The 15057-nt window shown below is 37.2% G+C and carries 9 protein-coding genes; 6 read left to right on the plus strand and 3 right to left on the minus strand.

Features of this window, described 5'->3' with window-relative positions; genetic code table 11:
* Positions 1–32 precede the first annotated feature (32 nt).
* Positions 33–767, plus strand: a complete 735-nt coding sequence (locus tag FLJC2902T_RS15050) for a Dph6-related ATP pyrophosphatase (protein ID WP_023580657.1) — start codon at positions 33–35, stop codon at positions 765–767.
* Between the two features lie 2 nt (positions 768–769).
* On the opposite strand, the gene FLJC2902T_RS15055 is transcribed toward FLJC2902T_RS15050, so the two are convergent.
* Positions 770–1534 (minus strand): TlpA family protein disulfide reductase, encoded by a 765-nt coding sequence (locus tag FLJC2902T_RS15055; RefSeq protein ID WP_023580658.1) that lies wholly within the window; start codon positions 1532–1534, stop codon positions 770–772.
* Between the two features lie 110 nt (positions 1535–1644).
* On the opposite strand from FLJC2902T_RS15055, the gene recG reads away from it, so the two are divergent.
* From recG to FLJC2902T_RS15070, 3 genes are all read left to right on the plus strand, one after another.
* Positions 1645–3747, plus strand: coding sequence for an ATP-dependent DNA helicase RecG (gene recG / locus FLJC2902T_RS15060; RefSeq protein ID WP_023580659.1), 2103 nt, complete (start codon positions 1645–1647; stop codon positions 3745–3747).
* Between the two features lie 139 nt (positions 3748–3886).
* Positions 3887–4750, plus strand: a complete 864-nt coding sequence (locus FLJC2902T_RS15065; RefSeq protein WP_023580660.1) for a bestrophin family protein — start codon at positions 3887–3889, stop codon at positions 4748–4750.
* Positions 4751–4770: 20 nt separating this feature from the next.
* Positions 4771–5793, plus strand: a complete 1023-nt coding sequence (locus tag FLJC2902T_RS15070) for a proline iminopeptidase-family hydrolase (protein WP_035679151.1) — start codon at positions 4771–4773, stop codon at positions 5791–5793.
* A gap of 61 nt (positions 5794–5854) precedes the next feature.
* Here FLJC2902T_RS15070 and FLJC2902T_RS15075 read toward each other — a convergent pair whose 3' ends face one another.
* Positions 5855–8242 carry an AsmA family protein gene (locus tag FLJC2902T_RS15075; protein WP_162147697.1) on the minus strand — a complete coding sequence of 796 codons (2388 nt, stop codon included), beginning with the start codon at positions 8240–8242 and terminating at the stop codon, positions 5855–5857.
* Between the two features lie 210 nt (positions 8243–8452).
* Here FLJC2902T_RS15075 and pheT point away from each other — a divergent pair, with 210 nt between their 5' ends.
* Both pheT and FLJC2902T_RS15085 read left to right on the plus strand, forming a co-directional pair.
* A complete protein-coding gene (gene pheT / locus FLJC2902T_RS15080; RefSeq protein ID WP_023580663.1) occupies positions 8453–10882 on the plus strand; it encodes a phenylalanine--tRNA ligase subunit beta in 2430 nt (809 codons plus the stop codon).
* Positions 10883–11037: 155 nt separating this feature from the next.
* Positions 11038–11754, plus strand: a complete 717-nt coding sequence (locus tag FLJC2902T_RS15085) for a hypothetical protein (protein WP_023580664.1) — start codon at positions 11038–11040, stop codon at positions 11752–11754.
* A 265-nt stretch (positions 11755–12019) separates the two neighbouring features.
* Here FLJC2902T_RS15085 and FLJC2902T_RS15090 read toward each other — a convergent pair whose 3' ends face one another.
* Positions 12020–15046: a DUF7619 domain-containing protein gene (locus FLJC2902T_RS15090; protein ID WP_023580665.1), complete on the minus strand. Its 3027-nt coding sequence runs from the start codon at positions 15044–15046 to the stop codon at positions 12020–12022.
* Between the last annotated feature and the right edge of the window lie 11 nt (positions 15047–15057).

Below are 15057 nucleotides of genomic sequence, written 5' to 3' on the forward strand. Positions count from 1 at the left end.
TTTTTTGTAAGTTTACTTCCAAATTACAAGATTTGAAAAAGAAAGCCCTTTTTAACTGGAGCAGCGGGAAAGATTCGGCGTTGGCTCTATACAAAACCCTTCAGAATCCGGATATCGAAATTGTTTCGTTGTTAACGAGTGTGAACCAACAATACAATCGCATTTCCATGCATGGCGTGCGTGCTGAGCTTTTGGAGCAACAAGCGGAGAGTATCGGTTTACCACTTTATAAAATGGAAATTCCCGAAATGCCAACCATGGAAGTTTACGAAAACGTAATGAAGGAAACGCTTACCAATTTCAAAAAGCAAGGTGTAACCCACTCCATTTTCGGGGACATTTTCCTGGAAGATTTACGAAAATACCGTGAAGATAAATTAGCCGAAATGCAATTGGAGGCCATTTTTCCGTTATGGAAAATCGATACGAAAGCATTGATTCGGGAGTTTCTGGATTTGGGTTTCAAAACGATTGTTACTTGTGTGAACGAGCGTTACCTTGATAAAAGTTTTGCCGGAAGAGTTATCGACGAGCAATTCATAGCCGATTTACCCGATAACGTAGATGTCTGCGGAGAAAACGGCGAGTTCCATACGTTCACTTTTGACGGACCTATTTTCTCCAAACCGATTGAATTTGAAATTGGTGAAATCGTTCATCGCAAGTATGAAAAACCAAAACAGGAAGACTCTTCCGATGTTTGCAGCACGGATGATTCCGATCCTTTTGAATATGGATTCTGGTATTGTGATTTGATTCCGAAATAAGTTTATTCCAAAGATTTTATCGCCTCTTCGATAATCTTAGCATCGTTGGCTACTTTCGTGACTATCCCTTTTTTATTAATGATAAAATGAGTAGGGAATATTTTAATTCCTAGGGTATTTTTAAAATAGTCTTCCTGATTGGGCACAACGGCATAGTCAAATTTACGTTTGGAAAGAAATTTTTTCAAATCCGCTTCAGAATCAGAAGCCAAACTTAAAAAAATTACATCGTTTCGATTTTTAAATTGCTGAACCATCTTATTGAGTGCAGGCATTTCTTTTACACACTGCATACAATTGATAAACCAGCATTTTAAGATAATCGTTTTTCCTAAAGTGTTTTCAGAAGTGTACTGATTACCATTTAAATCCGTGAAATGGAAAGCGCCTAACTTTTTTCCTTCATTCTGAAAATTCGTTAACTCAATTTTAGCCAGATTTTTTATCGTGCTGCTTATATTCACATCAGCATCTTTTTTTAATTCATGGAGTTTATAAACTGTCTCCGAATTATCCGAAGAACATTTCAAAGGAATATATTCACCCGTAGCAAGTGATTTCAAAAAAAGTTCTTTGTTTATCTTGTCTGATTTGGCATCATAAGCTACAAAATCTGAAGAAAGCCGAATAGAATCGTTAAAATAAACCCACCAGTCCTTATAGGAACTTTCGAGATGTTGTCCTGTCAGTTCGTGATTATTGCTCTTAGATTTCTGGCAAGACACTATCATAAAAAGACAAATCACAATAAAATGTTTTTTATTCATTTACAGATTTTATAAGATTTTACTTCAAATATAATTTATAAATAAATTCAATCACTATTTCTAAATAAAAAATTTAGTTTTACCTTCGTTTTCAGACATTACAAGCCAAAATGAATAACTTACTCGACACTCCCATTGAATATTTAAAAGGCGTTGGCCCTCAACGCGGGGATATGTTGCGCAAAGAACTGAACATCCATCGTTACGGTGATCTGATCAATCTTTATCCGAATCGCTACATTGACCGTACCCGATATTACAAAATCAACGAACTGCAAAACAGCAATTCCGAGGTTCAGATTGTCGGGAAAGTGATTCACATTAAATCCGTAGAACAGAAAAAAGGCAAACGTCTGGTAGCCACTTTTGTGGATGATACAGGCGAAATGGAACTGGTGTGGTTTCAGGGACAGAAATGGATACGCGAAAGTCTTAAGTTGAATACACCTTATGTCATTTTCGGAAAAACCACTTCTTTTAATGGCTTATTCAACATGGCACATCCGGAAATGGAGTTGTTGGAAGAGCACAAAACGAGTTTACGCTCGGCTATGCAACCGGTTTATCCAAGCACCGAAAAACTGGCCAACAAAGGAATTACGAATAAAGTCGTCAATAAAATGATGCAGCAATTGTTTATTGAAACACATTCTTTATTCACCGAAACACTTCCTACCTATTTACTCGAAGAATTAAAACTGATCCCGAAGAACGCCGCGATATTCAACATTCATTTTCCGAAGAGTCAGGAACTTTTAGCTAAGGCGCAATTCCGATTAAAATTTGAAGAATTGTTCTTTATTCAGCTGCAACTGATTACTAAAAACCTTATCCGAAAACATAAAATCAAAGGCCATCCGTTTGAAAAAGTGGGTGATTATTTCACTACGTTTTACAATAACCATTTGCCGTTTGATTTGACCAATGCGCAGAAAAAAGTACTGAAAGAAATCCGAAATGATTTAGGCAGCAATGCACAAATGAACCGATTACTTCAAGGCGATGTTGGTTCCGGAAAAACCATTGTCGGATTGATGAGCATGCTTTTGGCGATTGATAACGGTTTTCAGGCCTGCTTGATGGCACCGACAGAAATCCTTGCTTCACAACATTTTATCGGAATTACAGAATTAGCTAAAGGTTTAAATATCAATATAAAAATACTTACTGGCTCAACAAAAACTTCAGATAGAAAAATCATTCATGAAGAACTGGAAAACGGTTCTTTACATATAATAATCGGTACGCATGCTTTATTGGAAGATAAAGTACAATTCAAAAATCTCGGCCTGGCCATAATAGATGAGCAGCATCGCTTTGGTGTGGAACAAAGAAGTAAGTTGTGGAAGAAAAACGAAGTACCGCCACATGTTTTGGTGATGACGGCTACTCCTATTCCGCGCACATTGGCGATGAGTTTGTATGGCGATTTGGACGTTTCAGTTATTGATGAATTACCGCCGGGAAGAAAACCGATTCAAACGGTACATCGTTTCGACAGTAACCGATTGAAAGTTTGGAAATTCCTGAAAGACGAAATTGCAAAGGGACGACAGATTTATATTGTATATCCGCTTATTCAGGAATCCGAAAAAATGGATTATAAAGATTTGATGGATGGTTATGAAGGAATTTCACGTGATTTTCCTTTACCGCAATATTCCGTTTCCATCGTTCACGGGCAAATGAAACCTTCCGAAAAAGAAGCCGAAATGAACCGCTTTGCCGAAGGAAACACCAATATTATGGTAGCGACTACGGTTATTGAAGTCGGCGTGAATGTTCCCAATGCCAGTGTGATGATTATTGAAAGTGCTGAGCGTTTCGGACTATCACAATTACACCAGTTACGCGGACGTGTGGGGCGTGGAGCAGAACAGAGTTACTGCATCTTAATGACCGGGCATAAATTAAGCAGCGATACCAAAACCCGAATCGAAACCATGTGTCGCACCAACGATGGTTTTGAAATTGCCGAAGTCGATTTGAAACTGCGTGGTCCCGGCGATATCATGGGAAAACAGCAAAGTGGTGTTTTAAATTTACAGATAGCCGATTTGGTAAAAGACAAAGACATTTTACTGTTGGCACGCCATCACGCAGTAAAACTCTTAAAAGACGATGCTCCAATGGAAAAACCGGAACATCAGACCTTACGGAAAGTTTTTATCGAATTGAGCAAGAAAAAGACGATTTGGAATTATATTAGTTAGATGAGAGAGAATAGAGACAAGAAGCAAGATAACAGAGGTTAGAGAAAACTCATATTTCATAATTCATAATTCATAATTCATAACTTATAAATCATAACTCAGTAACTTAGAAACTTAGCAACTCAGAAACTCTAAAAAAATGGTACAATACAACCCAAAAGACTGGATTACCTTCATATTCCGATTTCATAAAGCGGATACCTTTCGGCAATTAATTCCCATGATGATTTTCATCGGATTATATTCCGCCGGGATTTGTTATATGGAAATGGAATACTGGCAACTTTCCCAGGAGAGTCATGTTAAAAACATCAACGTAATGCACAGCTTGCTGGGTTTTGTTATTTCCTTGTTATTGGCATACAGAACCAATACGGCCTATGATCGTTGGTGGGAAGGGCGAAGAATGTGGGGAAGTTTGGTGAATAACAGTCGGAATCTCGCTATAAAACTGGCGGTTATGTTACTGGACGAACACGATCGATCCTTCTTTAAAAAAGCGATTCCGAGTTATGCTTCCATTCTTAACAAACATCTGAAGAATGAAGAAACAGGCTTGAGTCTTTTTGAAGGTCTTGATTTAAAAATCGATCACGAAAAACACCGTCCGAATCAGGTGGCGAAGCTTCTTTTTCAAAAAATAAACGATTTATATAAGTCGGGAAAAATATCCGGAGACCAATTGATTGTTCTAAATGGCGAAATTCAGTCCTTTACGGAAATTTGTGGGGCCTGCGAGCGAATTAAAAACACACCTATTCCCTACTCTTACAGTGCCTTTATCAAAAAATTCATATTCTTCTTCGTCATGACATTGCCTTTCGGTTTTGTATTTACATTGGGGTATTATGTGATTCCCGTTGTTGTCTTCATTTTCTATGTTTTGGCGAGTTTGGAACTTATTGCGGAAGAAATCGAAGATCCTTTCGGAAATGACGAAAACGATTTGCCTACCAAAAAAATATCCGAGAATATTAAAAAGCATATCGAAGAAATTCTTTAAATTTATAAGAAAACTTCATGATGAAAAAATATTCGCTTTTTCTCCTAACACTGCTTGTTTCTTCTCTTTTCATTAGCTGTAAAGAAACCTCGAAAAAACAGATTGCCGAAACCAATCCGTACTTCCAAAAAAGTGACACTCCAATTCAAACCGGCGGCATTCAGATGATTCCCATTGAAACTCCGAAAGGCACCTTCAAAGTTTGGACAAAACGTTTCGGAAATAGTCCTAAAATCAAAGTTTTGTTATTAAATGGTGGCCCGGGCGCTACCCACGAATATTTCGAATGTTTTGAGAGTTTTCTTCCGGCAGAAGGAATCGAGTTTATTTATTACGATCAGTTAGGCTGCGGAAATTCAGACGATCCGAAAGATGTTGCCATGTGGGATTTACCGCGTTATGTGGAAGAAGTGGAACAGGTTCGAAAAGCGCTTAACCTCGATAAAGACAATTTCTATTTATTGGGACATTCATGGGGCGGAATCTTAGCCATGGAATATGCGTTGAAGTACCAAAGCAACATGAAAGGATTAATCATTTCCAATATGATGTCGGATGCGATTGCTTACGGAAAATATGCTGATGATGTATTAGCAAAACAGATGGATCCGACGGCTTTAAAAGAACTGAGATCTATTGAATCCAAAAGCGATTTTTCCAATCCGCGTTACATGGAATTGCTGATGCCACATTTTTACGAAAAGCACATTTTACGTTTACCTTCTAAAGATTGGCCGGAACCGGTTCAGCGCTCGTTTGCAAAAATGAACCAATCACTTTATGTAACGATGCAAGGACCGAGCGAATTTGGAATTTCAGGCAAACTTGAAAAATGGAACCGTGAACCCGATTTAAAAAACATCACAATTCCAACTTTAGTAATCGGAGCGCGTTATGACACCATGGATCCAAAACATATGGAACAAATGTCGAAATTGGTAAAAAACGGTACGTATCTGTTTTGCCCGAGTGGAAGTCACATGGCGTTTTACGACGATCAGGAAATTTATTTCAAAGGATTGATTTCGTTTTTGAAGAAATAACTTTATTTCACAAGTAGTAGTTGCAATTTAAATCACAATTGGTTATAAAAAAGGTTCAATCCTATTTAGCTTTAAGAGAACGCACCTGCATTTTAACTTTTCCGTCAGGACCATCAACGGCCTTAAAGTGAACAGACAAACCTGCATCTCTTTTTGCTTTTAAAATTTTAGCATTGGTGATGCCTTTATCATTTTCAGGATTTCGCAAATAAACTTCAATATTAAGATCTGTACCCGATTGAAAAGCATAAACACCGCTCAGATCAAAATTTAAAACGCTGTTGTTAATTTTCATCGGACTTATATACACCCTTCCGTTGTTAATTTTGAAATCGCCGTTTATGTTCTCAAACGTTACTTTCTTAAAATTTCTTTTAGGAAAAACTTTCTTTCCGACATTTTCAATAGGTTTGAAATCAATGAATGCGCCATTGCGTAAATTGAATTGCAGGTCACCTTTCAGTGAATTTTTTGCCAAACCTCCATTGTCTGCAATAATGCCATTGAGATGCGTGTTCAAATCAATTATACCTGTAATATTTCTATGGGTTATTGTAGCGGAACCAAAATTATCAAAAGAATAAAGCAAATCTCTAATATCAACTTTTGCAACTTTTACTTTAAGATTGAAATGATCGGTTTTACTGTTGTGTTTTACCTCTCCCTCAATATTTACATTTCCCCTGCCCTTTTGAATGGCAACTTTCTGAATGATTATATTGTCGTTCGAAATAGCAATTTTAGCTACCGTATTGGTGCCCGTGAATTTTTTATAGATAAGTTTATCGATATTTAAATTAAGAGCCAGATTACTGCTACTGATTGTCCTTTCCAAAAAACCCGAACTCCCTTTTCCTTTGGCATTCTTTTCACTTTTACCTTGTTTTTTAGAGCTTAACAGATATATGAATTCGGACAGGTCTATCTGAGGGCAATTGATATCACAGTTCAAAACAATTTTTTCAGGGTTATCATAATACAAATTCATGAAATTACCGGCATACCCTTTCATATGAAACTTACTGCTTTGGGTTTCAAAATCAAACGCCCTGACGTTGAGTTTATCCGGTGTAAATTCTAATTTAAGATTACAATTCTTAATATTAAAATTACGCGGACCATAGGTGAAATCTGCTTTATCGACATTTACGAAACCGGTGATAAAAGGTTTTGAGATATTCAAATCAACCACGTTCGCTTTAAACTGAACGGAAACATCGGCTTTCCCTTTCAAAAAATGAAGTGCATCTTTGTTAAAAACAGAATTTAGCTTACCTACATCAAAATTGGTTTTTACCAATCCGGAAACCACCGGTTTTTTTAAATTAAAAACCTTAAAATCCTTCGTTGTAAAAGGAATTTCGTTATAATCACCTTTAAAATCGTGGAGAAAAATTGCTGTATTGGGATCACCAAATCCGTTATTTTTCACATAGCTATTTATGAATTCCCCTGTAAAAGTGCAATTCCTTATGATTCCTCTTTTAGCAATCAGTTCGTTATCTTTAACATTTGCGATTACATGAATGGACGGATTACCTTTTACCTTCATATTACCTTTAATTTCGCATCTCGCATCAATCGGCTTCAAAAGATCAAACTTGTTCAATTTTGATTGGATATTATCAGACAGTAATGACGAAGCCTCTTTCCATTGGACAGAAGAAGTGAAGAGCGTAATATTGAAAAGGGAATTGGTTTTTGATGCGCCAAAAGTTGCTTTTACTTCAAAAGGATTACCGCCGATTTCCAGTTCCTTGGAATAAATGCCGATTTGTTTTTTACTACTGTTATAAACGGCATTAATCTCACCTTCGATGATTTTATTTTTCGCAAAACTGCCTTTTAAAGTATTAAATGTCATGCTGTTTACGAATGTTTTTACATCAATAGTGGCATTCCATCCCTGATCATTATGAGAAATCAATACCTTTAAATCTGAGGTTTTAAAATTGAAGTTTTTCTTTTTAATATGATTCTCTGAAATAAAAGTAACAGCTGTAAAACGAATATTATCAATACCCACATCTAAAGTTGATTTTTTCTTTTCATCCGGTTTTTTATCCTTTAACTTTGAAAAAACCGAAACGTTACTATACCCATTATCATCAACATAAATATCAACCGTTGCATTTTCTATGGTCAGATTGTCTACCGTAATGGATTTACTTAAAATGGCCCAGGGTGAAACTTTAGCATACACTTTACCGGCCTTTAAAAGGGTTCTCTTATGAATGTTCCACAAACTGTCTTTAACAATTACATCTTTAACCTGAATGGTTAAACTCGGAAATCCCTGAAAAAGCGAAACGTCCAGATCCCCTATTTTTATTTCTCCGCTGATTTTCTCATTGACTAACGCAGTCAGATCTTTTTTCATTTTATCTTCATGCGTTGAAAAATAAAGACCTAATCCCAAATACAGTATGACTGACACAAGCAACAGCATGCCAAAAATTTTTAGCAGATTAAAAAGAATCCTGTTCCCTTTAATTTTACTGACCAAACCGGCTTTACTTTCCAATATATGTAAGTGTTTACACAAATTTAAGCAATAATTCAATGAGCAGCGTTTAATTTTCGACATAATTCCACCTCGTTTTGGACGAAAAATAACAGACAATTATTATCTTTGCACCCTTATAAAAACGATACAGAAATGCGTATATCCTACAATTGGTTAAAACAATTCATCAAAACAGACTGGAGTTCGGAAGATACCTCTGCCCTACTTACAGATTTAGGTCTGGAAGTGGAAAGTGTAGATAAATATGAAAGCCTTAAAGGCGGACTGGAAGGCGTTGTTGTCGGCCACGTACTTACCTGCATCCAACATCCGAATGCCGATAAATTAAGTATTACCACAGTAGATTTAGGCGACGGAAATCCGCCGGTTCAGATTGTTTGCGGTGCTCCGAATGTGGCTGCTGGACAAAAAGTACCTGTTGCAACCATCGGAACTAAATTGTATGACAACGAAGGAAACGCTTTCGAAATCAAAAAAGGAAAAATCCGCGGTGAAGAAAGTCACGGAATGATTTGTGCCGAAGACGAACTGGGTCTGGGTGAATCTCATGACGGAATCATGATTCTTGATGAAAAATTAGTTCCTGGAACTCCGGCTTCCAAAGTATTCAATATCGAAACAGACGAGGTTTTTGAAATCGGTTTAACGCCTAACCGCGCCGATGCCATGAGTCATTTAGGTGTTGCAAGGGATTTACGCGCAGGATTAATTCAGAAAGGAGTTAATCATACTGAATTACTGACGCCATCCGTAAGTAAGTTTAAAGTTGAAAAACGTACGCTTAAAATCGACATTAAAGTTGAAGATGCCAAACTGGCGCCAAGATATTGCGGGGTAACCATTTCAGGAATTACGGTTAAACCGTCACCGAGCTGGTTACAAAATCGATTAAAAGCCATCGGATTAGCTCCGAAAAATAATATTGTTGACGTTACCAATTATGTTTTACATGAATTAGGTCAGCCTTTGCATGCCTTTGACGCTGCAAAAATCAAAGGGAATAAAGTGATTGTAAAAACACTTCCTGCAGGTACGAAATTCACCACTCTTGATGAGGTTGAAAGAACGCTTCACGAAGAAGATTTAATGATTTGTGACGAAAGCGGACCAATGTGCATTGCCGGAGTATTTGGCGGAAAAAATTCGGGTGTAACCGAAAACACTACCGCTATTTTCCTGGAAAGTGCTTATTTCAATCCCATTTCGGTTCGAAAAACAGCAAAAAGACATACGTTGAGCACTGATGCTTCTTTCCGTTTCGAAAGAGGAATTGATCCAACCATTACGGAATATGCGATGAAACGCGCTGCGCTTTTAATTCAGGAAGTTGCCGGTGGAGAAATCACTTCAGATCCTATCGATATTTATCCAAAGAAAATTGAAGATTTCTCGATACTGTTGAACTTTGCTAACGTTAACAAAATTATCGGTCAGGAAATCCCGAAAGAAACAATAAAAAAAATATTAGTATCCTTAGACATCAAGGTAAACAGCGTTTCCGATGCCGGTTTGGGCTTGGTTGTTCCTGCTTACCGCGTGGACGTACAAAGGGAAATCGATGTTATCGAAGAAATTTTACGTGTTTACGGATACAACAACATCAACTTTACCACAAAGCTAAACGCTTCCATTTCTAACTCATCGAGAACGGAAGATTATAAGGTACAGAATGTTATTGCAAACCAGTTGGCTTCACAGGGATTCAATGAAATGATGGCCAACTCCCTGACTTCACCGCAATACGCTAAGTTATCGGAAAACCTGAAAGAAGAGTTCAATGTAACGATGCTGAATCCGTTGAGTAATGACTTATCGGCCATGCGCCAATCATTGCTGTTTAGCGGTCTTGAAGCGGTTTCGTATAATATCAACAGAAGAAAATCTGATTTGAAATTATTCGAATTCGGGAAAACCTACCATAAAATGCCTGCAGGTTACACTGAAATAAAGCATTTGACTTTATTCGTAACCGGAAACCGTTTGATGGAAAGCTGGACTACTGCTGAAAAACCATCCGATTTCTTCTTATTCAAAGGCTATATCAATGCGATATTGTCCCGTTTGGGAATCGAAAAAACAACAACGCAACCTTTGGAGAACGATGTGTTTTCAGAAGGAATTGCACTAACTGTCGGAAAAGAAACCATTGTTGAATTCGGAACCGTGAAGAAATCGATTTTAAAACATTTCGATATCAAACAGGAAGTTTTATTTGCCGATTTCAATTGGGGAGAAGTTTTAAAACTGATTTCGACTAAAATCAAGTTTGTTGAAATTCCGAAATATCCGGAAGTGCGCAGGGATTTGGCTTTGTTGATTGATACCAATGTTCAGTTTGAACAAATCTATTCCATCGCCAAACAAACAGAGAAAGCGTTATTAAAAGATGTGAATTTATTTGACGTTTACGAAGGTGACAAACTACCGGAAGGCAAGAAATCGTATGCGGTAAGTTTCACGATTCAGGACGCTTCAAAAACACTGACAGACGCACAGATTGACAAAATCATGAGCAAGTTGCAACAGAATTTTGAAAAGGAAGTCGGAGCTCAGTTGAGATAAGTCGGGCAACCATTCAAAACCATATATCAGATCCTGCAAAGTTTATACCTTGCAGGATTTTTTTTGGAAAATACATAACGAAAAACAAACCAACCACTTGATTATCAATGAATAAATAACTAACTTAGAGTCACTTAATTATGTATTGAAATGTCATGTTGCTGAAGAAAACAAATATTCATGAAAAGCTTATTTCTCAGCGTAAAAAGTCAGGTTGTTACCCCGATCCGTTAACATCCGTTAGGATTTTATTGGCGGAAGATGAAAATAAAAGAGTTGCTATCCGTAAAAAACTCCGTTCAGGATCCGTTTCGAAAAACAATGCTTTTATCTTCGATTTGCTGGAAACCGACAGGATTTTTCATATCAGTCAGATTAAAGCAACGTGCATTGATTACCGGTTGCGATTTCTGGACAGTAATTTATATAAAGTCCCCTTCCCTGAAGAAGTAATTACCGAAATCAAACATCTTGAAAAAGCACATCATACGGAATTGGGTAATTTTAAGCTCATGGCGCCTTCCAAAGTATTCGAACTGAAAAAATATGACGATCCGATTCTGTTTGCGCCAATTGGCAACGGGTATTACTATCTGATTCACAAATGGGGTAACGATTTGCATCCGCTCCGAAAATGGCTTGTACTTCCGTTTCGAAACATACTAAATCTTCTTTTATTTTTTATACTGCTGAGTCTGACAACTTGTTTTTTACTTCCTTCTGATTTTTACGGAGTGGAACTGACCGGAAACATGAAACTGGTTTCCTTCCTTTTCATTTTCAAATATTGGTGTGCCATTGGTTTGTATTATGCCGTCGCTAAAGGAAAAAACTTTAATACGGCTATCTGGAACAGCAATTTTGAAGGGTGACAGAACTTACAATACTAACATTTTCAAGCATAAACACTCATTTAGTTAAGCTGATTATTTAAGATTGCTGTTTAACAGAAAATACAGATTTCACAAATTTACACAGATTGATTTATGCAAATCTGTGGCATCTGTGTTCAAAAAAACATAATGAAATTATTGTGCCGAAATCAGTTTTGATGCAACTGCTTACACCTTGATTTTGGTAAAACAAAAAATCCCGATTGCGATACGTAATCGGGATTTGATGTATAAAAAATATAACTTACTCCTTGATAAATTTAGTGTTAGAAGTCCCTTTATCCGAATTGATTTTGATGAAATAATTCCCTGATGCCAAGTCAGAAACATCCACTTTCGAAACATCCTGCGCGCTTGGGATCACCAGCACCAATTGCCCTAACTGATTGTAGATATTGATGGAACTCACTTTTACGGTTTCCAATGTTTCAATATTCAAAACATCTTTTACAGGATTCGGATACATCAGAAAATATCCGGAAAAACCAAAATCCTGAGTTTTAAGTTCCTTAATGGTTGTTGTAGCGGCATTGGTTTCGATTGGGAAATTATAATCAAAATAAATACTGGCAGTATTACTGAATGTATCTCCTTTGACCAATGCAGGTTTCGTTTTGATTTTGAAGACAACATAACCATCATTGTTAGCATCATCAAAAGGAAGATTGATGTTCTCGAAAATGAATTCCACTTTATTTTCCTTGATGTTTGTATAATAATCATGACTTCCTTTAACCGGAACCAATGAACTTACGTCGAATTTATCCGTATCAATCATATCTTTTACAACAATGATTTGCGCCGGATAAGTCCCGGTATTTTCAAAACGGATCATGTAATGAACGTATCCCCCCACTTCATTCGTGGTAATTGTTTCTCCTTCCAGACAGGTTTTGTCGTTCGGATCAAAAGAATTCACAACGGTTTGATTTAATGCAAACGTATTGTCATTGGGTGTTTCATCAGTTGCCTGAGAGGTGATTGTTACAAGATAGTTCAATACATCTCCACCATTTACCGGAGGTGTATCCATTGGAGTATTTATGCCAATATGGAGCGAGATTAACCTCGTTTCAAAAGGTTTCAAATCTGTAAAATTCCAAGACCAAATGTCAGTAATCTGCGTTTCATCAAAGTAGAACGTAACTGTTCCTGATTGAGTCTGATTTCCTTTATTTTTATAAAGAATAGCATAAACGGCAGAAAATCCCGGAACAGCAGCATTCATAGGAATCATCGAAACTTCTAAATCGTGATGAACCCCATTTGGCGTATAACAGAAATTTTGAGTGAACGGACTGCTTTGTGTTGGAAAAGTAACTGTTACAGTTGACGGTGTTACGGTAAAATAAGACGGATTCTCTAAAACCGGTATAATCGTGTGAGTCCCTTCCTCAACAGAAAAGCTAAACAACCCGTCCCCGGCAGTATTGGCAATCACAGTATCTGTAGATGAACCATTCGCAATTGTAAATTTTGAATTGGGAAAAGACATATCCGTCACCTCACAGCCGTTTCCGTTTGAATCGATCCTGCTAGTTCCGGTAATCGTATAAAAAGTACCTCCCGGTGTAAAGGAACAATACGTGTTTACATTACAGTTTGAATAATCGTTCATGTTGATGATATTCTGAACATCTGTAAGCTGAAAATCGTCTGCACAAATATATTCTATTTGCATGTTAAAATTGATTTCTAATTCTTCCGCAATGCCGTTTTTAATAAACAACGATTGTAATAGATTTTCCGAACAATGCAACTCGGCTAGATTTGGCAAACCATTTACATTCAATGTCGTCAAAAGATTGTTACTGCAATGCAGAGCCTCCAGAGTTGTAAATTCGTCCAGATCTAAAGCAGTCAGCTGATTGTCGGAACAGTGTAACTCAAGTAAATTGGTCAATCCGGTAAAATTCAGTGCTGTCAGTTGGTTTTCGGAACATCGTATCACCTGCAGATTGGTTAAATCAATAACATTTAAAACGGTCAGTTGATTTGTTCTGCAATTCAGATACAATAAATTAGTGAAGGCAGAAACACCTTCCATTGAAGCGATGTTGGATTCCTTTACATCCAAAGAACTTACCTGAGCCGCCTCAGATTGCTGAATCTCACTATCGTTATTTGCATCAATCGTAAAAAACTCACCATTCAGGTTTCTCGCTATTTCATTGGTTGGATTTGCTTCCAATAGTTTTGATTTAAAATTGGCATCCGATATCGTTACTACTTCAGAAGATGAACAAGCCGAATTTACCACGCAATTCGTGTAGCCGTAAGAAGTAATGAGCGTTTGAACAGTGGAGATTTGAGTTGGATCAACACAAACATATATCAAATCCGGATTATCGTCCATGTTCAGGCTTGCTTCGTTAGCGCCGTTATTAATAAATAAAGAAGTTAACTGATTTCCGGAGCAATCTAAATTCTGTAGTGAAGTCAGATTACTTAAATTCAATGTCGTTAACGGATTATTTGTCACTTCCAAAATAACAAGATTGGGCAGGAAGTTTAAATCTAAAGTGGTTAACTGATTTCCTGAAATATGCAATTCCTGTAAACCAAAATTATTGGAACAACCCAACTCCTGTAAATTCGCCAATCCGCTAACATCCAACGATGTTAGTGCCGAGACAGAGGAACAGTACAAAGCCTGAAGATTGGTTAAACTACTTACATCTAAGGTTGTAAAATTATTAAACCCGCAACTCAACGTTTCTAGATTTGTCAAACCGGTCAGATTCAGGCTTGAAAGTCCGTTAAAAGCACAAATAAAAACCCTCAGATTGGTCAGAGCGGTTAAATTCAGAGTGCCGAACTGATTTCCGGTACCCGCACAAATCAGGCTCTGTAAATTTGTTAACCCGGTAAGATTCATGGTTGTTAACTGATTACCGGAACAGTCTAAGTTTATAAGGCTGGTTAAACCGCTTACATTCAGCGATGCCATTTGATTATTGGTACAATTTAAGTCCTGCAGATTACCAAAACTCAAAATGCCCTCTAAAGATGAAATAAAAGGACTGTCCGGAATGGAAAAATCGCGCTGCACATCCAGATAACTGACCTGCATGGCTTCGGTTACCTGGATTTCGAGATCATTATTAACATCAATTTTAAAGAAATCCCCATTCAAATTCTTCGCAATCTGATTGCTTGGACTTGCCTCCAACAACTTTGCTTTAAAATTCGCATCCGGGATAGTAACAACTTGTGATGAGACACATAAACATGTAAAAAGGGCAACGGATAAACTGTACAACTTTCTCATATTCAATTATT

Origin of the sequence: Flavobacterium limnosediminis JC2902 (genome assembly GCF_000498535.1) — a bacterium.
Lineage (GTDB): Bacteria > Bacteroidota > Bacteroidia > Flavobacteriales > Flavobacteriaceae > Flavobacterium > Flavobacterium limnosediminis.

Bases quoted from the DNA above. Each gene is read 5' to 3' on its own strand.
- FLJC2902T_RS15055 (WP_023580658.1), bottom strand. From the start codon at position 1,534: ATGAATAAAAAACATTTTATTGTGATTTGTCTTTTTATGATAGTGTCT.
- recG (WP_023580659.1), top strand. From the start codon at position 1,645: ATGAATAACTTACTCGACACTCCCATTGAATATTTAAAAGGCGTTGGC.
- FLJC2902T_RS15065 (WP_023580660.1), top strand. From the start codon at position 3,887: ATGGTACAATACAACCCAAAAGACTGGATTACCTTCATATTCCGATTT.
- FLJC2902T_RS15070 (WP_035679151.1), top strand. From the start codon at position 4,771: ATGAAAAAATATTCGCTTTTTCTCCTAACACTGCTTGTTTCTTCTCTT.
- FLJC2902T_RS15075 (WP_162147697.1), bottom strand. From the start codon at position 8,242: ATGCTGTTGCTTGTGTCAGTCATACTGTATTTGGGATTAGGTCTTTAT.
- pheT (WP_023580663.1), top strand. From the start codon at position 8,453: ATGCGTATATCCTACAATTGGTTAAAACAATTCATCAAAACAGACTGG.
- FLJC2902T_RS15085 (WP_023580664.1), top strand. From the start codon at position 11,038: ATGTTGCTGAAGAAAACAAATATTCATGAAAAGCTTATTTCTCAGCGT.
- FLJC2902T_RS15090 (WP_023580665.1), bottom strand. From the start codon at position 15,046: ATGAGAAAGTTGTACAGTTTATCCGTTGCCCTTTTTACATGTTTATGT.